Below are 21,258 nucleotides of genomic sequence, written 5' to 3' on the forward strand. Positions count from 1 at the left end.
GGATGTATAAATACAATCATCAACGTCCAAACATGGCATTGGGCGGCATTACCCCGAAACAGCGACTGGCCATGGTTGCTTAATTAACTCTACTTCTAGGTTCGGTTAAATAAGGGGGGATTACCATGCAGCGCGGAAGATGGTCAAAGACTGATATGGTTATGAAATATTTAGAACACGCAAATTTGCAACCTTAGAGCCAAGACTTCGAAAATATCGATCTTTTTTGAATAAGCTTATTTATAAGAGGGCAGCCAATAAGTATTCCAATTCCATCTGCCGCCCAATCAGCAAGCTCTCCTGAACGCCACCCCGTACTCCATTGAAGCGCTTCTATCAAGGCGCCATAAATCAATAGACCAATAGCTACTTTAACTACAGCTTTTTGATACGCTAATATGCCTAAGCTACTTAGGCAAAGGAAGGTAAACACGTGTTGCGCCTTATCCCACCAATCAAATAATACTGACGGTAAATAAGCCGTTGGAATTAAGCATAAAAATCCAAAAACAATGCAGGCAATCCAGAAAGCAATCTTTACAAATAAAACTGCACGATTAAGCAATTGAAAACTGAGGTCTTTTAGTTGATTGACTAATGACCACCGCCCTTAATAATTACCAAGGCACCCTTCCAAATTATCCAAAGATCTAAACGCAGCAGCCCAAAGGAGGATCGCTTTAGGTATTGATCGACATATTCATACTCGTAGACTGGGTTCCCCATCTCTGAAGTTCCCTTATTGATATGACCCAGACCCAAAAGGCCGCCTCGCAATAAAAATCTAGTGACATTGCCCTGTGCACGATCTCTTTCATAATGCAATACCGACAAGGGACGTGGACCAACAATGCTCATATCCCCCTTAAGGACACTCCAAAACTGAGGCAATTCGTCAAGATAAAATTTCTTAACAAATTGACCAACATAAGTTCGACTATCTGGAGTCCATTCCGCCGAGTAGGCAATCCAATCGTGCTTCTTAGCACCCTCAGGCTCTATGTATTTAGTCTTAATGAGTCGAATCTTATATTTTGGAATAATTTTTCCAGCGCTTACTCCGTTGTAATAGAAAAACATTGGCCCTGCATTTTCTGGAATCAACCAACCTTCAATTAAAAAGGCCAGTTTTAGCAACAGCAGAATGGGGGCGGAAATTACCAGAAAAATTATTGCGACAACCTTATCAAAAAAAACCTTAAAGAAACGTGGTGGCAATGTCTGTTTCAGCTCAAAAATATGAGGATATTTTTCTAATATTTCCGTTGTAGGTGGGGTATATGGGAAAGCCTCAGTTGGCTCTATAACTTTAGAATGCATAGCTAAAACACTTTATAAAAATATGATTGATTATTTCCACTCTTCAGGACAGCTCTTCTTCCAGTCAGCAAAAGCACTGTCAAGCGAATACTGGAATTGATACCCATGATCAACCAAATAAGTGGGAATAATATTATTAGAGCGTACTAGCTTTCGAATTCGCACAGGGCTAAATGGATGCTTGATGCCAAGAGGTCTTGCTAAGGCATCAATTACAAAAGCAACTGCCATTAGCGCCTTGTAAGGCACCGTCGGCAAATAGCGCTTAATCCCTTGCGTCCTGCAAACAGCCTTAACATACTCGCTAATGCTAGGGCCGGGATTCATGGACATGTTAAAAAGACTAACAGTCTCTCCATTTTTCTTTTGCTCCTGCAGGACCCACCACATGGCATTACAGAGCTCTTTCACATACACACCCGCCTTGCGTGTAGATTCATTTCCCATGAAAAAGAAATATCGGTGAATAACCGCTTTTATTAGACGCGAGACATTGCCACCCTCACCTGGACCAAAAACTACCCCAGGCCTAACAATTACCAATCTACGATTATTCACATCTTTAGCCTGCCAAATTTGATGAATCTTTTCAGCAACTAATTTTGATGAACCATAAGCAGTTACTGGGATTGGTAATGTTGATTCATCCTTAACCACCTCACTAACTCCATAGGGAGAAATAGAGCTTGTGAATATGATATTTTGACAGCCAACCTCCTCAGCGAACTTGCAAACATTTTCTGCGCCAAGAAGATTAGTTTCAAAATATTCATTATCTTCATATCCAGGCTCACGGTGAGTTGCTGCAAAATTTATAACTAAATTCACCTTTTCAATTGGAGCAAAAGAAATTTCGCCTCTAACATCCACTTTTAAAAAGAAAATTCTCGGATCGGAATTCAATAAATTAACTCGAAACTTAGAATCTTTTGCTTGGATTGGCTCCAGATCCAATAAATAAATTTTTTCTGCAACCTGGGACTCGAGCAGATGCTTGGCAAAAAAAGAACCAATAAACCCAGTTCCTCCAAATATTACTACGCAATTTAAAGTAGGCATAAGTATAAGTAAATATTAAATCCATCCGACCAGGGCAGAAAAAAACAAAAAAACTCGATCCGAAATACGACGACGACCATACAAAAGAATAAAAAAGGCAACTAAAACTTTACGGCTGAAGGAATCATGTTTATTAAAAATCATAAAAAAAAGTTTTAACTTTTTTGAATATTTATCTGAAGATAAAATATAAATCTTAATAGCAAGTTTAACTTGATTTTTATACCACCCATTTTTGATCAAAGATAAGCGTTTAGTGATTGCCTGCAATGAGCCCCTACTTCCCGTGTCATTATTTTGGTGCTGACGATAAAAAATTGACGGTCTTTTATCAAAATACCAGCTAAAACCCCAGGATCGAACAAGAAGATAAACCAACCAATCATGATAATAAAAAAGTTCTAATTTCTGACTATTCTCCTTAATAAATTTTATTATCAAATTAAAAATATTTACAGGAATTAAAAAAGTACATCCTTGTCCCGCCCCTTCAAATAAAAAATCTGCGTCCATTATTCTTGGGGATTGAGCAACCATCTTTTTTTTTGTTGAATTTTTCCAACCAGCTACTACTGCTGATGAATACCCACCATAGTTACCAGATGCCAATGATCTAATTGCATCAATTAATTTAGTCTCATACCAAATATCATCTTGATCACTAAAAGCAACATAATCTATGTGACTTAGGTCACATGCCATTATTAATTCCTTAAAGTTAGCACCAGCAGAACCCGAAGCAAAACTTGCATTAACCACCCTAAAATTAGAAAAATTAACTGAATAATTTTTAAGGATGGATAATGTTCCATCATTTGAGCAATCATCTCTTGCTAGGACATGAACTACAACATCCTTCTGCTTGATTATTGAATTTACTTGCTCATCAATCCAAAGCGCACCATTGTGAGTAGCTAGAAGCACAAGAACATTTGGGGCAATGCTATTTAAAGGATAATTCATAGAGGGTTTTTAATATCAGCTCTTAACATGCGAAAAAAAATCAATAACATATTTAGAAAATTGATTAATATCAATTATTTGCAACAACTCGGAATGTTCAATACCCTCAGCGCCTATTTTTGTAGATAGCACTGGAAGCCCAGTATGGAGCATTTCAAGAACCTTCAATTTAACGCCTGCACCATCCATTAAAGGGGCAATTCCTAGGGAGCTTTTTTGAAAATAGATTGTTGGATCTTCAACAAATCCAGTAACCACTATGGAATCAGAAGTGCGATTCATTAAACTATCAGACGGTCCAGAACCAACTATATAAATCTTGGCCAAGGGATACGCCTCCAATATTTCAGACCAATGATTATCAATAAAAAATTCAATTGCTTTAGAGTTCTCAGGCCTACTCATGGCACCCCAAAAAATGATTGAATATGGCTCTAATTGGATGGAATTTCTATGAAAATTTTTAGTAAAATCACTCAATTCCGGTGGATTGACTAATACTCCATGAAGACCATATAAAGATTCGAGTAGGTGCTTATCTTTTGGAGATAGAACTCTAATTTCATCTACTAAGGAGAGAAGTCTTTCCTCGTTTCGATACGTAATATTGGTAAAAATAGATAAGAACCCTTTTTTTCTTAAGCTCCATTGAGTCAAAATATCGTGGACAGAAAGGATAATATGAGATTTTATAGAAATTCCATCCAACAACACTAATGGTTCAGTAAACTCTACCCAAATAATTTTATAAGTTACAGAAGTTAGTAGCGCCATTAAATGATTTTTAGCCTTTCTTGAATTTCTAGTGGAGAATTTGGGTGAAATTTTAGATAGGTTCAAAAAATAAAAATAAATCTTATTAAAAAAAGAAATTGGACAATGATAGATATTTCCAATATTTTTGAGTTCATATAAATCTAAATTTATTTGCTCTTTTTTATTGGAAATAAGAAATAAATCTACGGTATGATCTTCACAAATTCGCAATAGATTATTCCAAGCTAAACGGTGTCCTGCCTGCATTGCATTTTTTGACGGCATATGCATAGTAATATAAAGCACTCTATTCATTTTTTTCGTTCAAATAAATGGGGAAAAGGGTAAAAAAAACTATAAATGGAATAACTTCTATAGATTGATAAAAAAAGGTGGAAGTTATGAGTGCAATATAACAACTAATTGCGTTTTTAGATTTCAAGGAAGTGTAATTACTACCAAAAAATATATATGTGAGAATGCATCCAATAAAGCCAATGTTAAGTATTAAAAGTAAAACGCTAGATTCTGGCACAGAATATCCAAAATCAAAATTTCCTCGATATGAATTTGAAACTAGACCAAAATATGACCCAATAAATAAATCACTAAACTGTAATTTATTAAGCACCCCAAACCAAATGGAAACTCGAGTGTCATTCCCAGTAGAATCTATATTTGTTGCATTAATCAGCCTATCATAAATAGGCTCGGTATTATAAATAATAATACAGGAAAAAATAATTAAAAAGTTTAATACCTTGTTTCTAATTAATATTCTAAAATTAGAAAAATAAAGGAGTAAGCTGCCTAGTATTGTTATAAACATTCCAGATCTAGAAAGTGAAAATATTACTGCAGCAAAGCTTATGAAGTATGCAACGCAAAATATTAACTTTTTGCATTTCAAATATTTGTCAAGAAAAATTAGGCTGGAAATAGATATTATCAAGGGATAGTGCAAGAAGCTACCAGTAAGTGACTGCGGTCTTATAAATTCAAATGGAGTTGTTCCCCCAGGCATATCAATAAAATTAAGATTTAATTGTTGCAATAGGGCTACAAATATAAGTAATATAGCATTAAATATTGTTATCGAGTACAGTATATCTAAATTAATATTTATATTTCTATTTATTATTATCCATATTAAATAATTCAAGAGAAAAATAAAAAGAAAAATAAAAATCGTAGGGCTTCCAAATTCACCATTAATAAAATATGTGTTTATAACCGATATTATAATTATTGAAGATATCGAAATTATAAGTAAGCTACCTTTTCTAAAATCATAAATACTTAATAAAATTTTATTTCGAGTAACAATTAATAACGGGAAAACTAAAAGTAATAATTGCAATACATATGCATCATCTTTTTCAACTATTGTTTCAAAAAAACCCCTAATTGATGCAATAATGAGACTAAGCCCAATTAATATTGAATTAATATTTTTAGTAGTATATTTGACCATTAATTTATTTACTTTAATAAAACCAAGGCTTGTAATTTAATGAGTAGTTTGCTTTGCTGTTCAATATTTTTATAAACTTAGCGGGCACACCAGCAACCAATTCATGGTCATTAACGTCGTTAATTACAAGACTTCCAGCCGCAACTACGGCCCCCTTGCCGATACGAACTCCAGGCAGGATAGTTGCTCTTGTGCAAATCCAAGCGTTATCATCAATAAAAACGCGTCCACTTCTTACATCGTGTGATTCTGACTCAGGGTCATGTTCTAATGTCCAAATATGTACATACGGGGCAATATCAACATTTCGCCCTATCTTAATATAGCTACCCCTAGAGTCAATGAGACAGCCATAGTTAATAACACTATTATCACCAATAGTAATATTTTTAGATAAAAATCGAACGCCCATCATTATATTAGCATTAGTACCAACATTTAATATTAGTCTATAAATATTATTTCTTATGAAAACAAGGGGTATATTTGCAACTAATACATTGAATAAAATATTAAATATTCCACGAATCATATTCTAATTTCGAAAAGTTTAATGTAAATAAACAGTGCTATGTTGGTAAATATCAATGCTAATATCGATCCAATATTTCCAAAATAAAACATTAATATTAGTATTAGTAAAATTGAAAAAATATTCATACATGCACTAAAATTGGTTAAAAAAGATTCTTTACCTTTCAAATAATATTTAATAGTAATATTGACTTCAATCAGGCATAAAATTGTATTATTAATAATAAATAGAGTAATGAATTGTATCAATTCACTTTTATTAAATTTATGTAAAAATGTAAAACTCCAAAAATAATTAATAAAAATAATAGAAGTAAAAACAAATATTATTGCACCAAAAATTATAATCTTTTCATAATATCTAATTGTCTTTGAATAACCGCATGAAATTATTAGACTTCTAAAAGGACTTATCAGAAATAACAATGGCCTTGCAATTCTGTCAGATATTGAATATAAAGCGGATGAGGTTGCTCCTAAATAACTTAATATTAGATACTGACCTATGTTGTTTGAAATAAAACCTATTGAGTGCTGAAAGTAATAATGAACAGTTATTTTATATAATTTCAAAATATTTTTAGGATAATCTATTATTAATATTTTTTTATAAAAAATAAAAAAAATATTAAAAAATAAACAAAATAATACTATTAGAAAATACAAGTAATATACGTCTTGTATATGCAGATTTAACTTTATTTGTACCAGGACAAGTATAAATAAAACTAGCTTAGGTAGTACCATTAGAAATGATGCTGTTTTTAAGCTCCCAATCGACAGATATATCCATGCTGGCACTAAACCCACAATAATTCCAGATAATACTGATGATAAGTTTATTCTGTGGTTATTTACTGTACAAACGTAAATAAAGTAGCCTAATAATATTAAAAAACAAACTATTATTTGTAAAAAATATAGGCTAATCTTTAAAGACCTATCGCCTCCATAATCTCTACAAATCCTGGACCCTATAGCACTTAAACCGTAATCAACAAGTGTTGCACATATTATAAATATAGAGTACTGAGCTGTAAAATCACCAAAAACATTAACTTCTAAATATTTAGCTGCAATTATAAATGTAAATATTGAAAGTGCATTCCCAAAAAGTTGAAAAAAATATATAAAATTCATTTATATATATAATATTTTATTTTAACTTATATGCCGCATAAATTTGGTCGTACACTTTTCCTAAAGTTATTATTTTGACTAAATTTTTTATAGAAAATAATATTTTATTTCCATAAAATAAATTAGATTTTTTTGAATTAATATTTTTAAATCCGCAATGATTAAATATATAATCCAAATCTTTTATATTATACTCAAGCCAGTGATGTGAAAATTTATTTTCTATATAATCTTCTTTTGTAAATGTTTCAAAAAATATATATGGGTGCATCCCTCTCATGAATCTAAAAATTTTACCCAAGGATAATCTATTTGGAATGCTAATAATAATAATTCCATCAATATTTATATATTTTTTAAAGCTATTAATAACAGTAACTGGATTATATGGTAGGTGCTCCAATATCTCGCTAGCTAATAGTGCATCATATCTTTTATTACTTTCCAAAAAGAATAAACCCTGATCATTAATTTCATTTACATCTGTATTTAAACCTTTCGATTTAGCCCATTCCTTATAATTATTCCTGGACTTTTTCAAGTCAATATCTGTAGCAACATAAACATCGACATATTTTTTTAACCTACATGCAACATTCGTTAAATATGAACCAATTTCTATGGCTGTTTTTATATTTTCTTTATTAATTAAATATTTTTTAAATATAATAAATTTCTCATGATGATGGTGTAATATCCTAAGATATTCCCTTTCTTCCTTGTTTGGTGGAGAGTCATGAAATGGTGAAAACGCTTCGTTCATATATTACCTAATTAATACAATATTTGTTTATTAAATGCACTATAGATTTTATGCTGCTTTCTGTTTCATTATTATATTTATTTGAGATCTCAGCGTAGTTTTCTAATTTAATATTAAAATTTTTATAGTCATTTTTTTCAGAGCAAATTGCAATTCCTGCCTCGAAATATTCTGCATATAGCTCATGATTATGAATAACTGGTATACCGCCTTTTTCAATTACATCATAAAAGACTCCTGATATCAAATAATCGCTATATTTTTTTTCTACAGGAATGTATATTAATGAATTTACAATTTCATTAATATAATCCTCATCTGATAAATATTTATTTACTAAAATAGCATTTGTATGCTCCGTTATTTCGAGTGCAATTGCTTCATCAACCACCTTACCTTTTACTACAATTTTAGACTTTCCACTATATCTTTTAATAAATCCCAGTGGATTTCTATTTTCACTTATATGTCCGAGTACTTTAATCTGGGAGTAGTCTATTGTTTTTGAATCTAAATCAACCCCCCCGTGAATTCTATCTCTAACTACGTAGCCATCTTTAAAATACTTATCTCTGTGTATTTTATTTGTAAAAATAACAGCCAACGATTTAGCTATAAATAAATTAAATAGCCATTTTTTATTTTTAGATTCAAAATGATGACATGATATTATGCATATTATATAATTTTTAAGAAATAAAATTGCTATTATCCAAAAAATTGGATTACCATGGCTTGTTATTAATATTATTTCATTTCGATATTTAAATAGATTTCTAATGTAGACCTTAAATAATAAAATTGATAATAATAACTTATTTAAATTTCCTTTAGCTTCAATAATTTTTGATTGAATATTTATTTTTTCTTTATTTTTTATAATTATTACTTTAAAACTTTTTTCGAACAATGATTCAATATGTGATATGTACCTCTTAAAATGGCCTTTTTCATCCATTAATGGTTCATATATATATATATATTTCATTATTTTATTTTTTGTAGGTCATTTAACCATAATTCTAGAATTTTAATTTCACTCTCCTTAACTATCTCTGCTTTTTTAAGCTCGTTATATACCTTTAAAATGCTGTCTTCTATAGATTGGCCTGCAGTTATGCAACCTTTAGTAATTTCCAAGCATTTCTCGGTATATAAATACATCGGTACTTCTGATTCAAAATCCTTTAAATAGTCATGTGGATTTCTTAATTGGGTGACTGTAGCTTCCGTAAAGCCAAGCTTAAATCCTTGATTCCACATTATTGGCTGTGCAATTAAACCTCTTAAAATATCAGTAAACCGGAATGTTACTGTTGTGGGTAAATACAGCAACGGAAACAACTCTTTAACTATATAAGTATTTTGGCTATTGAATGGCGAAACTACACCCTCATCCAGCACAATAGGATTCCTATTATTGAAAACAACTGGACTATCGTCAATCAATCTATAAATGGCATCTACATCTGGATCATCGTTAGCCAAACCTTGCCAAATCCCAACTTTTGAATATTTATTTTGAAAATTGTGATTAGATTTAGTTGATCTTATTGACTTAAGTGGCATGCCGCGCGGCCATACAAATTTTTCTGTGAAATATTTATAAATGTTTATGAATATTTCATCTCCACATAAAACGTCATATTCACCGAAATTTTTTGGGAATCCCCAATTATTTAGTGGAATATTATCATCATCAGTATCGATAATAACTTCTGCCCCATCATTAGCTGCCTTCAAATAACCTATCATCTTCCTACAGTAGTGATTGAAAGGTAATTCTCTACAAATACCATATGGCATTTCTTTCTGAATTTGATGAGAAATAAAATCTATGCCCTCAACATTCCATCCGTCTGGTGTTTTCAAATCCCCTACCACTATCAATTTAACATTTTTCATTGCCGCATAATCAAGTACGGCTTGGGTTGGCTCGAAAATTGAGGTAATTACTATATAAGTTGTATTTTTCATTTATGTTTTGATCTTTTTTTTAGATTTATTTTGCTTTACAGCCATTATTAATTTTGATTGATTAATAGTCCAAAAATACTAAAGCCCGCTAATGCCCGATCCCGCGCAGTTAGCAACCCTAGCCCTCTTAGATCTACTAGCCCCACTAGATTGGCCATCAATTTTGCACCCTACTTAAGCTTAACTGTTGCGCCCATTCGCGACCTAGGGCAAAAAGCAGTCCTAAGAAAAAACCTGCCGCTAAACCGGCGATCAAGCTTATCGCCTTTTTGGGTGAGACGGGTCGCTCTGGGGCATAAATCGGGGAATCTAAGCGAGTGCCCCTGCTTTTCACTGAATTAATCAGATCGATCATCTTTTCTAGATCCGATAAAAAATAGGTAAGCTCATCGCGCGCCGATAAATAGGCTGCTGACATGGCGCTTCCCGATTGATCTGCTTTTGTAATGAGTTTTCTGGCGCCCTCGATGTGCTCATTATCGGATGCAAGCTTGATTTTGGCCTCTTCAACAAAGGTTTTGGAAAGCTGCTCTTGCATCTGAGAGATTTGCACAAAGATTGCCTGGGCACAGCTTGCCGCTAGCTGCGAAGTGGGGGCTAGAATTTTTAACTCCACTGCATTAGCCACACCCTTTGGGATCGAAAATTTAGTCGCTTTTGATAAGGCTAGCGCTGCATGCGGTATATCTTGATAACCGCAGGCGCCAATCACCTCAGGCGAATAATTGGTGGGGAACTGCATCCGAGAGATCAGGGAGGCAGGGTCTTCTATGGTGGCGCCAAAGGGGTTTGCGGGATTAACTTGTGAGATTTGCGCCATGCGAATCCGGGCAGTAGCTTCGTACATTGGCGGGGTCACCACAATATAGCCAATGGCGCAAACCAGGCCCAAGAAGGATCCTAAGACTATGATTTTCCAGGACTTTTTAATAAAATTGAGAATATCCAATAAGGAGATTTCCTGCCCATCTTCTTGCAAGTAAGACTGCTGCATAAGCCTATAACCCTAAAAAGCTATAAAATTTAGTGCTATTGTAGCAGTCGCAGCCGCACAAAACACTCATGAATTAGGTAACTAGCTACCTGTACACCCTTTATTTCATAAGCCGTTTGAGGCTTGCCACTTCATTGACTACTCTACACCCCGGGTAATACCCCAATTTTCCTGAAAAATGGGGCGCAAAGCTAGCAATCGTTAGCACACACAAAAATGGGCTCTAGTCATCCCTGAATCCCTGCTTGGGGATAGTCTCTGGGTTGCCATTATTAATACTTAGTGCGCTTACCCAAAAAACCAGGAAAATAATGGCATTGATTGCCGATTCGGCTGACACTTCCTTTGTGGTCATCACCAGGGCCATCGAGGCCAAACCCCAGCGACCAATCAAGCTCCAAGGCGCTTTTGAGTGAACGCTATAGTGCCAACTTAACATTACCGCAAAGAATAGAAGAAACAGACCGGGTAGCCCGTAACCCAAGCCAAAATCTAACCAAGCGCTATGCGTCCAACTCAAATCAGAATCCGGCCACTTTTCTTTACCCAAGGCAGCAAAAGAAAGGCTCATCAATCCATAACCCAGAGGGTTTTCTATTAATAGGCGTGAGCCCACAATAGCCCAGGCAAGACGACTGTAATTAGAGTCTGTGGGAATTTGACCAAGCTCATTGATGGGATAGCCCCTGTTCCGATTTTTCCAGTTGTCGTAGCGGTCAACTTGTGCGGCAACCTTTGAGTCGGCTACAAGCGTTTTCCATTGGGGATTTTTGCTAACACTTAAACTAACTAAACCCACAGAGATAGTAGCAACCAATAGCAACATCACCCCACCCCCCCAAGAAAGCCGTCTGCAATATTTGAAGAGAATGATGCCAAGTGATAGGGCTAGGAAAATCATTACATACACCATTCCAAAGCGATCTGCCTCAACAAAGAAAAGGGCAACCGTCAGAGGTAGGATCGCTAAATAAGGCCAGCTACTGCGTAAGCCAAAATTATTTTGCTCTATGATCTGAATAATCTTTCCCAGAGCAATGGCAAACGCAGGTAAGCAGAAAAGCACGTACCATGCCCGCGGAATACCAAAAGGTTGTTCGCCACCCCCATAGGGAACTAACAATAGATAGCCAGGAATTGGATAGCCATAAGTACCTACAAGTTTAGCGTATGCAAACTTGCCAAAATAAATTAGGGTAGGCAAACAAAATCCTAGGTAAATAATTTGCCAATACCGACGAGATTTTCTTAAATCGCAGTAATTGCTGGCAATTGCAAGACCAAGGCCAAGGGCAAAGGGCAAGCTAAGTGCGATTTTTTTCCAGATCTTGGTGTACTCTAAACTTTGTAGTGGATAGTCTCTTCCAATCCAAAACAGATGAATAGTGACCCAAATCAATAATAATAAGATTAGCCCCATTGGCAATGCTCTTTTTTGCCAAAGCAAAAAACGATTCTGGTAGATAACCCAAAGCCCCAAAAGACTACCCAACCCCATTGCAAAGTGCCTTACAAATACCGTGTGGGGAAGTATCCAGACACCATACAGAAGCGCGAATAAAACACACATCATCAAAACAATTCCATGTGGGATTTTTTGCATGCTCTGCTGCAGATATGATTGAGAAATTTGGCTATCCATATACTCTTTTATTTAACTAAATTAATGCCGAATTATAGAAGCTCTTTACTAAAGATCAACGCTAGCCTCAGAAGAATGCATTTTCAGTATTCATAAAAATCTAAACTCATTATTAGGCGTTGCATGATGACCGTTATTTCTAAAGCTGATTTTTGACGAGAGTACCAAGGTATTTTTTAAGAAAAAATTTTGATGGATGACTCCGAGAGCGCCTAATTAACACTAGTCAACAGTCAAAATATTCTCAGATGAACTTACCTTCTAGACCTAGTTTTACTCTTCGATATGCACGCCGAATCCTATTTCGAATCTCCCCCTTCATATCCCAAGCTTCAAAGCTAATGAAATCGTAATGTTTGGCCAGTCCGATCCATACCCTTTTTGGCAAAGAAAGGGGATTGCCGACTAAGCTCAAACCATTGCGATACCAGGCTCTATCAATAATTATGACCTCATCGCGGTGATGATTCCATATCCAAGTACCCAAGGTTTCAAATTCAGAAAAGCCTGCGGGTTCCGCCTTGTCTAAAAATGATAAGACTACATCAATCCAAGGAAGTTGAGCGCTTTGCGCTAATGCATTTGTTAATTCACGTGCCCAACTGACTTTCAGAATCAAGCTTTGAGCAATAAAGGAAAAATTTTGCGTGCGCTTTAGGCCTAAAGCACGCTCGATAAAATCAAAATAAGATTTACGATGCTCATCGCCCTTGTAATAAATAAACTGCCCACTCGAATTAATAAACTCAAGCTTCTTTAAAGGCACAGTATCGGCATCCCAAATGAGGACCACATCCCGATCGTCATGAGTTAATACGGCAGAAATCTTCACAAATTGCTGCAAATACCAACCCACCCGATCTTGGTTTCCTGGCGTTAAGGTCTGGGCTATTTTTTCTTTTAGATTACCAACAAAGAGCGATTCTGGCTTAACTTGGTATGGCGCCTTAGTAACGGCGGCAAACGTTTGCACTTGAGCATCCGGCACAATGACGGTGTATTGCTTGGCTGAGATAAATTGCACAATGTGCTTTGCTGCAACCGTCCAAACATCAATATCCTTAATTGAGCAGACGGAAATTACCTCATCGATTACTGGAACTACAGGAGGCATCACTGAAGACACCTCAGGCATCCCTATGTCCCAGCAAAAATTCTGCATAAGCTTGCTTGAGACCTTCAGTTAACTGAACTTTCGGAGTCCAACCCAAACCATTTAATCTGGATGAATCCATCCACTTACGAGGAGTGCCATCTGGCTTGGTAACGTCAAAACCAATCTTGCCTTGATAGCCAACGGCCTGACTGACCGCATTTGCTAACTCAGCAATAGAGATATCGCTACCGAAACCCACATTAATGTGACTTTGCATTGGCTCGGTATGTTGATCGTAAATCTGTTTATCTAGATTCATGACAAATACTGATGCAGCAGCCATATCGTCAACGTATAAGAACTCGCGCTTAGGCGTGCCAGTACCCCAAATCAATACTTCAGGCGAATTGCTTGCTTTAGCTTCATGAAATCTTCTGATTAAAGCCGGAATCACATGACTATTTTCAGGATGATAGTTATCGCCAGGCCCATAAAGATTCGTTGGCATCACTGAGCGGTAGTCCACTCCATGTGAATCGCCATACTGACGGTTATAACTTTCACACATCTTAATGCCAGCAATTTTGGCAATGGCATAAGGCTCATTGGTAGGCTCCAACTTACCCATTAACAAAGCATCTTCATTAATAGGTTGAGGTGCTAACTTTGGATAGATACAGCTTGAACCCAAGAACAGCAACTTCTTCACGCCATTTGCAAATGCTTGATGGATCACGTTATTCTGTACCATCAAGTTGTCATAAATGAACTCTGCTGGAAAAGTATTGTTGGCATAAATACCACCTACTTTTGCGGCAGCTAAATAAACCTGTTCAGGCTTCTCAACGGCAAAGAACTCGGCAACCGCAGCTTGATTAGTGAGATCAAGCTGCGCATGAGTGCGAGTAACAATATTTGTCAATCCTTTAGCCTGTAAATCACGCACGATGGCAGACCCCACCATACCGCGATGTCCAGCTACATAAATTTTCGGATTGCTTTCGAGAGTCATACGTTAAACCTCATACAAACTACTTCTATTAATTTTCTTTACCAACCGCTACTGAGTATCCATGTTTCTGTAATAAAGCATGTTGTCTAGCTTGATCCAAATCATTGGCTACCATCTCTACAATCATTTCATCCAGAGTGATTTCAGGAACCCAGCCCAATTTCTCTTTAGCTTTCGTTGGATCACCCAATAGAGTTTCTACTTCAGTAGGACGGTAGTAGCGTGGATCGATTTGCACAATCACATCACCTACTTTTAATGCCGGGGCTTTGTCGCCTTCGATGGCTGCAACGATACCTTTTTCGCTCTCTGCTGAGCCTTCGAAGCGCATAGTAATACCAAGCTGCTTAGCGCTACGAGTAATAAATTCACGGACGGTGAACTGCACACCAGTGGCAATCACAAAGTCATCCGGCTTATCTTGCTGAAGCATCAACCATTGCATGCGTACGTAATCTTTAGCATGACCCCAATCACGCAAAGCATCGATATTGCCCATGAATAAGCATTTCTCAAGACCTTGAGCAATATTAGCCAAGCCACGAGTCACTTTGCGAGTCACAAAAGTCTCACCACGACGCTTAGACTCATGATTAAACAAAATACCGTTACAGGCATACATGCCATAACCCTCGCGATAGTTCACAGTGATCCAATAGGCGTATAGCTTAGCTACCGCATAAGGGCTTCTTGGATAAAAAGGCGTAGTCTCTTTTTGTGGAATTTCTTGAACCAAGCCATAGAGCTCGGAAGTAGATGCTTGATAGAAGCGGGTTTTCTTTTCCAGACCCAAAATACGAATAGCTTCTAGGATACGCAATGGCCCCATTGCATCTACATCAGCCGTGTACTCAGGTGACTCGAAAGAGACGGCTACGTGAGATTGAGCGCCCAAGTTATAGATCTCATCTGGCTGACTCTCTTGAATGATGCGCACCAAGTTACTGGTATCAGTCAAGTCACCATAATGCAAAATCAAATTTGGGTGATTGACATGGGGATCTTGATAGAGATGGTCGATACGATCAGTATTAAACGATGATGCACGGCGTTTAATGCCATGAACGATATAACCCTTTTCTAATAAAAACTCAGCAAGATAGGATCCATCCTGTCCAGTAATACCTGTAATGAGAGCAACTTTTGATTTCGTATTCATAGTGTCGTGAATTAGTGTTTCTATTAATTAAATTGATTGATACATTTTTTTAACTACGTTAATTCCAGTGGTTGATGCTTTCCAGCCAAACTCTTTCAATGCCTTGCTTGGATCAGCGCGACCGATCGCTAAGTCTGTTGGACGGAAGAGGTCTGGATCTTGGATCACATGATCTTTCCAGTTCAAGCCCGCTTGATCAAATGCCGCCTTCACAAAATCTTCTAGGGAGATAGTGGTGCCAGTAGCAATCACAAAGTCTTGCGGCTTATCCTGTTGCAACATGAGCCACATTGCCTCTACATACTCCGGCGCCCAACCCCAATCTCTAGAGATATCTAGGCGACCTAAACTGAGCTTATCTTGACTGCCTTCCGAGATTCGCTTAACTGAGTGAATAATTTTTTGCGTTACAAAACGCTCTGGGCGCAATGGGGATTCGTGGTTAAACAAAATTCCCGTACAAGCAAAAAGACCGTATGCGTCACGATAGTTATTTACCAACCAATATGCCGAGGTTTTAGCAACTGCATAGGGACTCATGGGATAGAAAGGAGTAGTTTCAGTTGCAGGCTCGCCCTTAGTATCACCAAAGCATTCGCCTGAACCAGCGTGATAGATCTTGATCTTTTTATCCATCATGCGACAACCCTCAAGAATATTGAGGGTGCCTATCGTAATACTTTGAATCGTTTCTGCAGGCTGCTCAAATGAAAGGCCCACTGAAGATTGGCCCGCAAGATAGTAGATCTCATCAGGATTACTCTTTCGCAATGACATCAAGACACTACGAAAATCTTCGGGCACCATGGAAATATATTGAATACGATCGGCTATGCCTAATTTTTTCAGGTTACCGAAAGATGAGCCTTGCGCATCACGCGAAGTACCAAATACTTCATAACCTTTATCGAGAAGCAGCTTAGCTAAATAACTACCATCCTGACCACTCACACCGCAAATGAGTGCAACTCGTTTGCCGGTGTCGGTTGAATTGATTGATTGATTCATTGGTTTAATGACTGCGCTATTTAGCGTCCGTAGTTATCTTCAAATCGGACAATATCGTCTTCACCCAAGTAACTACCAGACTGAACCTCTATGATCTCCAATGGAGTTTTTCCTGGATTGGCAAGGCGATGAGTTTGGCCCTGCGGAATATACGTACTTTGATTCTCAGAGAGCAAAATGACTTTTTCACCATTCGTAATCTCAGCAGTGCCCTTAACCACAATCCAGTGCTCTGCACGGTGATGATGCATTTGCAGGGATAAGCTAGCACCAGGTTTTACCTGAATACGCTTCACCTTAAAGCGCTCACCCTCATCCACGCTGTCATACCAACCCCAGGGTCTTGCTACCTTGCGATGAAGATTCTTCTCTTCACGCTTTTGTTTTTCTAGCTGATTAACGATGTGCTTTACATCCTGACTATTAGAGCGGTGCGCAACTAAAACAGCATCGGCGGTTTCAATGATGACTAAGTTATCCACGCCCACTGCACTTACTAAACGACTACTTGCATGCACCAAAGAATTGCTTGCATCGCTCAGCAAAGTATCTCCGGATGTGACATTACCTTGATCATCCTTTTTGCCTACCTGCCAGACTGCATCCCAAGCACCCAAGTCATTCCAACCCGCATTGAGCTCCACCATCTTGATGCTGAACTGACTGCTCGCATTACCAGGACATTTTTCAATGACGGCGTAGTCAATTGATTCACTAGGAATCGTTTTAAAGATGTCTTTATCGGGACGAACAAACTCCGTATCACCCGCGCGATCCACCTTACGTGCAACCCAAGCAGTCTCGGTCGCACCATAAATATCGGAACGAAATTCCTTCAAAGCGGCAAGCCAAGTGCTGGCGCGCAGCACAAACATGCCGCCATTCCAAAAGTAATTGCCGTCATCTAAATAACTTTGTGCAGTCTTGGCATCAGGCTTTTCTACAAACTGCTCAACAGTGTATTCACCATGAGATCCTTGTTGGCCCATTTTCTTAATATAGCCATAACCCGTTTCTGGGGCGCTAGCCGTAATACCTAAGATGGCAATCGTCTTTGCACTGGAATCCGCTTTTACAACTTCAACACATTCATTGAGTGCTTTAGTAAACGCCGCACCATTTTGGATTGTTTGATCTGCCGGTGTAATGACCAAGATCGGATCAATAGGGTTGCCACCGCTATCTTTTTGCTCGCTAGCGTACAAAGCGGCCAAGCTTAATGCTGGTGCCGTATTACGCCCCTCTGGCTCTAAAAGCAAAGTTGCCTTAATGCTGGGCATTTCTCGCAATTGATCAAGCACCAAGAAGCGATGCTCTTCATTGGTCACAATTAATGTGGGTCCAATATCATTCTTAGAGAGCGTATTTAAACGCTCTACCGCCTGCTGAAATAAGCTCTTGCCAGAGTCATCCCCAGACAGCACCAAAAACTGCTTTGGAAATCCTGCGCGAGATAACGGCCATAGGCGTGTGCCAGACCCACCACAAAGGATGACTGGGATAACGGTATTAGTTGACAGTTTGGTTAAGCTCATCAATTAGCAAAGCATTTATGCTTTTTGTAAATATCCGGTGATTTTAAAGGTTTTAAGCAGCTATTTTCATGAAACTAGGGGTTAACAATGGATTTAACTTCATTTAACTCATGATTACCCCTGAACCCAAAAAACTCACTAGAATTATTCACAGCGCAAGATAGCGCTATTAAGCCCAAAGCGTAGATCTTAATGAGGGTCCTTGGGGCTAAATTCACAATGAAAACCACTTATTACGGAGTCAACCATGACAATAGGCAACATCCCAAAAATTAACTTACGCAACTCTTTGACAGAATGCGGCCAATCCATTCGTAAAGAAAATGCTGGCAAATACCAAAACTACGCCATTAAGGACTGCAAAGCCTCAATAGCAGCCGGCAGAATCAGCAAATAAAGAATTGTCTTGAGTAAGGACTGCCTGTTATTTAGGCGGCCTATTGGGGTAAGGTTTACCGGTCAGATTGCTGTAAACCGCCCCAGCCAAAATCAACAGAGCTGAATCGACCATCACCGGGAAAAAGGCATAGCGGTAATGCGTTATGCCTCCCAATACTGCAATTAAAGCCACTGCCGCCGCTGGCGGATGCAAGCAGCGCAGCATAAACATTCCCAAAATAGAGAGTGCAGCAGCCATTGGTAGAGCCAGCAAAGGGCTCGAAAACAGAATTGCACAACTCACCCCCACCAAGGCTGACAGGGTATTGCCAGCAATAACAGCCCAAGGCTGAGCCATTGGACTGCCAGGCAAGACAAAAACCAATAAAGCGCTTGCTCCCAATGAGGCCATCAGCCATTCATCGATACCACTGAGCTCTCTAAGGTACATAGCGATAGTGATCACTAACATCAGGCCTATAAAAGCCCCAAGAGCTGAACGAAAACGCTCAGGCCAAGTCACCAGCGGTTGATCACCACCCAAATAAAAGGAGTAGTGCCTCGCCAGATTTCGAACGGTATTTTTCATTTCTCTACAGTCACCCTTTTAATTCTGTAATTCATTAACACTGAATTTCTACACTCTTGAGCGCTTAAATGAGCTCTATTGCTTCTTTTAGTTTTGCCACCGTCGATATTAGCCCCGACCTCCCATAACTATCTAGCAATTCTTGCGCAGAGCATGGGGGATTTTTTAATCTTAAGCGTATATGTTTAATGGCAGTTAACGCTTGATAGGGTATGAGGTCCAATTGATGGCAAATAAAGTCATCAGGATGAATTGCCTCAATATCGTATTGATCCAATACGTGACTTGGGAAATCTTTGACATTGAAGGTGACAATACTATCAGCATGCCCAGCAATTGCAGCAGCTAAAACATGTCTGTCATCCATGTCAGGTAGATTAAGGGCCTCAATTAAAGATTGATACTTTTCTTTTTCTACTTCCCAGTCGGGAATAGCCACCCTTTGTCTATTGCACCTCTTCAGAACCTGCTCTGGTGTTAAATCACCTCTATCGAGAAGAAGGTTTCGCGTCCATTCTTCGTCTATATCCTGAGACCATTTTGCGGTGAATAAACCCTCAATACAAAACTGCGCAAGGATGTCAAACACATTGACTGGATACATTACATTTGCATCCAGTATTGCCGTGTATCTCGCCGTACCCGCCATCGATTTAGTAGCCTAAGTTTAATTCTTGAGCTTGATCAGCCATTTCTTGCATGGCAACCTCTTGCTCAAACCTCATCTTAGATTTGTATTCCAATAAATCCTCATACGCCACTCTTCTATGAGATCCCACCATAGTGAATCTTATTTTCTTGTCCTTTAAAAGCTTGGTAAGAAATGGCCTAGAAACATTTAAGATTTGAGCCGCCTCAACAGTCGTCAACAAGTGGCCTTGAGGCACTAGAAAAATAGGCTTTTTCTCCGCCATAGAGCCAAGCACATTTGCTATTAAGCGCAACACTTTTGGCGGCAGCTCCAAAATGGGTGTATCCACTCCGATAGAATTTTCTTTTTCAGTAAGCAATGCAATCTTATTAGCTTTGGAGTGATCAAGCGCCATCATCATGCATCTTGTAGCAGAGCGCACAAGCTCAGACTCTGAATCATTCAATATTGGCTCTTCAATATTTCTATCCAATGTTGCAGGCATTTTTACTCCATATGTGAGGACATCTAGTTGCAATCTTTCTTTGAAGATCTGCACGTAGTGTAATGCAACTACTGTAATAAGTGAAACAAATGTAATAACTGTACTTAAAGCATAGTTTTTCAATATGATCGCAAGAAACAGGCTGCGACTACCCTTGGACGATAGTGCCGCTTAAATGAAGTCCTTTTTGGCAAAAAAAAGACCGCCTAAGCGGTCATTTTTGTTCCTCGGAATGCCGATTGGCTCTAAGAGCCTTGAATTAAGCCTTCTTAGCGTAAGCAGAGCACCAGCCTTTGCCAGCAACTTGCTTACCTGCAAACAAGGAGCAAGGACCTGCAGCTGCGTCAGCTTTACCCTGGAACAATGCACAGTTGCTGCATTGCTGTCCAGCAGCGTACTTTGCGTACTTTGCTTTATCTACCTTGGAGGCATCAGCCTTGTAGCCCAATGCAGCAGCTTGTGGATCAGTTTCTGCAACCATAGCTTGAGCTTGAACTTTACCGTTCAAAGCCAATGTGCAGGCACCAGCGGCAGACAAAATCATAAATTGGCGACGACTATTTTTCATGGATTCTCCAAAAAATAAAACAGCGAATGTTGTGCAATAACGATGCACCCTAAAAACTAAAGGTGATCATAGTGGAGAAGAATTAATCAATCCAGCCACCATGTAAGTCCATGATTTATATAGATATATAGATGAGAATTATTCTCAAATATTGC

23 protein-coding genes are annotated in these 21,258 nt (G+C 37.9%); 1 reads left to right on the forward strand and 22 read right to left on the reverse strand.

Annotation, left to right across the window (positions count from 1 at the left end):
- Positions 1-193: 193 nt before the first annotated feature.
- The 18 genes from ICN39_RS10365 to ICN39_RS10450 all read right to left on the reverse strand — a co-directional run bounded on the left by ICN39_RS10365 (position 194) and on the right by ICN39_RS10450 (position 18,432).
- On the reverse strand, positions 194-565 hold the full coding sequence (locus ICN39_RS10365; protein ID WP_216233988.1) for a VanZ family protein: 372 nt from the start codon (positions 563-565) through the stop codon (positions 194-196).
- A 29-nt stretch (positions 566-594) separates the two neighbouring features.
- Positions 595-1,320, reverse strand: a complete 726-nt coding sequence (locus tag ICN39_RS10370; protein ID WP_216233990.1) for a sugar transferase — start codon at positions 1,318-1,320, stop codon at positions 595-597.
- A gap of 30 nt (positions 1,321-1,350) precedes the next feature.
- Positions 1,351-2,379 carry an NAD(P)-dependent oxidoreductase gene (locus tag ICN39_RS10375; protein ID WP_216233993.1) on the reverse strand — a complete coding sequence of 343 codons (1,029 nt, stop codon included), beginning with the start codon at positions 2,377-2,379 and terminating at the stop codon, positions 1,351-1,353.
- 15 nt (positions 2,380-2,394) lie between these two features.
- The gene (locus ICN39_RS10380; RefSeq protein WP_216233994.1) at positions 2,395-3,342 is read right to left on the reverse strand and encodes a glycosyltransferase; all 948 of its coding nucleotides are present in this window, start codon (positions 3,340-3,342) and stop codon (positions 2,395-2,397) included.
- A gap of 15 nt (positions 3,343-3,357) precedes the next feature.
- Positions 3,358-4,413 (reverse strand): glycosyltransferase, encoded by a 1,056-nt coding sequence (locus tag ICN39_RS10385; RefSeq protein WP_216233996.1) that lies wholly within the window; start codon positions 4,411-4,413, stop codon positions 3,358-3,360.
- A complete protein-coding gene (locus tag ICN39_RS10390) occupies positions 4,406-5,572 on the reverse strand; it encodes an O-antigen ligase (protein WP_216233997.1) in 1,167 nt (388 codons plus the stop codon). Before ICN39_RS10390 ends, ICN39_RS10385 begins: the two co-directional genes overlap by 8 nt.
- 13 nt (positions 5,573-5,585) lie before the next feature.
- Positions 5,586-6,104 (reverse strand): acyltransferase, encoded by a 519-nt coding sequence (locus ICN39_RS10395; RefSeq protein WP_216233999.1) that lies wholly within the window; start codon positions 6,102-6,104, stop codon positions 5,586-5,588.
- A complete protein-coding gene (locus tag ICN39_RS11290) occupies positions 6,101-7,246 on the reverse strand; it encodes an oligosaccharide flippase family protein (protein ID WP_216234001.1) in 1,146 nt (381 codons plus the stop codon). Before ICN39_RS11290 ends, ICN39_RS10395 begins: the two co-directional genes overlap by 4 nt.
- 16 nt (positions 7,247-7,262) lie before the next feature.
- On the reverse strand, positions 7,263-8,009 hold the full coding sequence (locus ICN39_RS10405) for a hypothetical protein (protein ID WP_216234002.1): 747 nt from the start codon (positions 8,007-8,009) through the stop codon (positions 7,263-7,265).
- 7 nt (positions 8,010-8,016) lie between these two features.
- A complete protein-coding gene (locus tag ICN39_RS10410) occupies positions 8,017-8,997 on the reverse strand; it encodes a hypothetical protein (protein ID WP_216234004.1) in 981 nt (326 codons plus the stop codon).
- Positions 8,997-9,986, reverse strand: coding sequence for an STELLO glycosyltransferase family protein (locus ICN39_RS10415; RefSeq protein WP_216234005.1), 990 nt, complete (start codon positions 9,984-9,986; stop codon positions 8,997-8,999). Before ICN39_RS10415 ends, ICN39_RS10410 begins: the two co-directional genes overlap by 1 nt.
- A gap of 157 nt (positions 9,987-10,143) precedes the next feature.
- Positions 10,144-10,980, reverse strand: coding sequence for a Wzz/FepE/Etk N-terminal domain-containing protein (locus tag ICN39_RS10420; RefSeq protein ID WP_216234006.1), 837 nt, complete (start codon positions 10,978-10,980; stop codon positions 10,144-10,146).
- Positions 10,981-11,203: 223 nt separating this feature from the next.
- A complete protein-coding gene (locus ICN39_RS10425; protein ID WP_216234007.1) occupies positions 11,204-12,583 on the reverse strand; it encodes an O-antigen ligase family protein in 1,380 nt (459 codons plus the stop codon).
- Positions 12,584-12,866: 283 nt separating this feature from the next.
- The gene (locus tag ICN39_RS10430) at positions 12,867-13,784 is read right to left on the reverse strand and encodes a DUF6492 family protein (protein WP_216234008.1); all 918 of its coding nucleotides are present in this window, start codon (positions 13,782-13,784) and stop codon (positions 12,867-12,869) included.
- The gene (locus tag ICN39_RS10435; protein WP_216234009.1) at positions 13,750-14,730 is read right to left on the reverse strand and encodes a GDP-L-fucose synthase; all 981 of its coding nucleotides are present in this window, start codon (positions 14,728-14,730) and stop codon (positions 13,750-13,752) included. The genes ICN39_RS10430 and ICN39_RS10435 overlap by 35 nt, the downstream gene beginning before the upstream one ends.
- Positions 14,731-14,758: 28 nt before the next feature.
- The gene (gmd, locus tag ICN39_RS10440; protein WP_216234011.1) at positions 14,759-15,889 is read right to left on the reverse strand and encodes a GDP-mannose 4,6-dehydratase; all 1,131 of its coding nucleotides are present in this window, start codon (positions 15,887-15,889) and stop codon (positions 14,759-14,761) included.
- Positions 15,890-15,916: 27 nt separating this feature from the next.
- Entirely contained in the window at positions 15,917-16,897 is a 981-nt protein-coding gene (locus ICN39_RS10445) for a GDP-mannose 4,6-dehydratase (RefSeq protein WP_216234012.1), read from the reverse strand.
- A gap of 20 nt (positions 16,898-16,917) precedes the next feature.
- Positions 16,918-18,432 (reverse strand): mannose-1-phosphate guanylyltransferase/mannose-6-phosphate isomerase, encoded by a 1,515-nt coding sequence (locus tag ICN39_RS10450; RefSeq protein WP_216234014.1) that lies wholly within the window; start codon positions 18,430-18,432, stop codon positions 16,918-16,920.
- 247 nt (positions 18,433-18,679) lie between these two features.
- Here ICN39_RS10450 and ICN39_RS10455 point away from each other — a divergent pair, with 247 nt between their 5' ends.
- Positions 18,680-18,829 (forward strand): hypothetical protein, encoded by a 150-nt coding sequence (locus ICN39_RS10455; protein WP_216234015.1) that lies wholly within the window; start codon positions 18,680-18,682, stop codon positions 18,827-18,829.
- Between the two features lie 27 nt (positions 18,830-18,856).
- Here the strand turns inward: ICN39_RS10455 and ICN39_RS10460 are convergent, their stop codons facing one another.
- From ICN39_RS10460 to ICN39_RS10475, 4 genes are all read right to left on the reverse strand, one after another.
- Complete coding sequence (locus ICN39_RS10460) at positions 18,857-19,399, reverse strand: HPP family protein (RefSeq protein WP_216234023.1); 543 nt, start codon at positions 19,397-19,399, stop codon at positions 18,857-18,859.
- Between the two features lie 64 nt (positions 19,400-19,463).
- Positions 19,464-20,048, reverse strand: a complete 585-nt coding sequence (locus ICN39_RS10465; protein ID WP_216234024.1) for a PIN domain-containing protein — start codon at positions 20,046-20,048, stop codon at positions 19,464-19,466.
- Between the two features lie 4 nt (positions 20,049-20,052).
- Positions 20,053-20,658 carry a helix-turn-helix domain-containing protein gene (locus ICN39_RS10470; protein WP_216234026.1) on the reverse strand — a complete coding sequence of 202 codons (606 nt, stop codon included), beginning with the start codon at positions 20,656-20,658 and terminating at the stop codon, positions 20,053-20,055.
- A 136-nt stretch (positions 20,659-20,794) separates the two neighbouring features.
- Positions 20,795-21,103 carry a high-potential iron-sulfur protein gene (locus ICN39_RS10475; RefSeq protein WP_215359138.1) on the reverse strand — a complete coding sequence of 103 codons (309 nt, stop codon included), beginning with the start codon at positions 21,101-21,103 and terminating at the stop codon, positions 20,795-20,797.
- Positions 21,104-21,258 lie beyond the last annotated feature (155 nt).

The organism is Polynucleobacter sp. AP-Reno-20A-A9 (genome assembly GCF_018882085.1).
Lineage (GTDB): Bacteria > Pseudomonadota > Gammaproteobacteria > Burkholderiales > Burkholderiaceae > Polynucleobacter.

Coding starts and splice junctions, on each gene's coding strand:
- ICN39_RS10380 (WP_216233994.1), bottom strand. CDS start 3,342: ATGAATTATCCTTTAAATAGCATTGCCCCAAATGTTCTTGTGCTTCTA.
- ICN39_RS10425 (WP_216234007.1), bottom strand. CDS start 12,583: ATGCAAAAAATCCCACATGGAATTGTTTTGATGATGTGTGTTTTATTC.
- ICN39_RS10435 (WP_216234009.1), bottom strand. CDS start 14,730: ATGACTCTCGAAAGCAATCCGAAAATTTATGTAGCTGGACATCGCGGT.
- ICN39_RS10410 (WP_216234004.1), bottom strand. CDS start 8,997: ATGAAATATATATATATATATGAACCATTAATGGATGAAAAAGGCCAT.
- ICN39_RS10385 (WP_216233996.1), bottom strand. CDS start 4,413: ATGAATAGAGTGCTTTATATTACTATGCATATGCCGTCAAAAAATGCA.
- ICN39_RS10450 (WP_216234014.1), bottom strand. CDS start 18,432: ATGAGCTTAACCAAACTGTCAACTAATACCGTTATCCCAGTCATCCTT.
- gmd (WP_216234011.1), bottom strand. CDS start 15,889: ATGAATACGAAATCAAAAGTTGCTCTCATTACAGGTATTACTGGACAG.
- ICN39_RS10395 (WP_216233999.1), bottom strand. CDS start 6,104: ATGATTCGTGGAATATTTAATATTTTATTCAATGTATTAGTTGCAAAT.
- ICN39_RS10370 (WP_216233990.1), bottom strand. CDS start 1,320: ATGCATTCTAAAGTTATAGAGCCAACTGAGGCTTTCCCATATACCCCA.
- ICN39_RS11290 (WP_216234001.1), bottom strand. CDS start 7,246: ATGAATTTTATATATTTTTTTCAACTTTTTGGGAATGCACTTTCAATA.
- ICN39_RS10375 (WP_216233993.1), bottom strand. CDS start 2,379: ATGCCTACTTTAAATTGCGTAGTAATATTTGGAGGAACTGGGTTTATT.
- ICN39_RS10445 (WP_216234012.1), bottom strand. CDS start 16,897: ATGAATCAATCAATCAATTCAACCGACACCGGCAAACGAGTTGCACTC.
- ICN39_RS10455 (WP_216234015.1), top strand. CDS start 18,680: ATGACAATAGGCAACATCCCAAAAATTAACTTACGCAACTCTTTGACA.
- ICN39_RS10405 (WP_216234002.1), bottom strand. CDS start 8,009: ATGAACGAAGCGTTTTCACCATTTCATGACTCTCCACCAAACAAGGAA.
- ICN39_RS10390 (WP_216233997.1), bottom strand. CDS start 5,572: ATGGTCAAATATACTACTAAAAATATTAATTCAATATTAATTGGGCTT.
- ICN39_RS10465 (WP_216234024.1), bottom strand. CDS start 20,048: ATGGCGGGTACGGCGAGATACACGGCAATACTGGATGCAAATGTAATG.
- ICN39_RS10415 (WP_216234005.1), bottom strand. CDS start 9,986: ATGAAAAATACAACTTATATAGTAATTACCTCAATTTTCGAGCCAACC.
- ICN39_RS10430 (WP_216234008.1), bottom strand. CDS start 13,784: ATGCAGAATTTTTGCTGGGACATAGGGATGCCTGAGGTGTCTTCAGTG.
- ICN39_RS10475 (WP_215359138.1), bottom strand. CDS start 21,103: ATGAAAAATAGTCGTCGCCAATTTATGATTTTGTCTGCCGCTGGTGCC.
- ICN39_RS10420 (WP_216234006.1), bottom strand. CDS start 10,980: ATGCAGCAGTCTTACTTGCAAGAAGATGGGCAGGAAATCTCCTTATTG.
- ICN39_RS10460 (WP_216234023.1), bottom strand. CDS start 19,399: ATGAAAAATACCGTTCGAAATCTGGCGAGGCACTACTCCTTTTATTTG.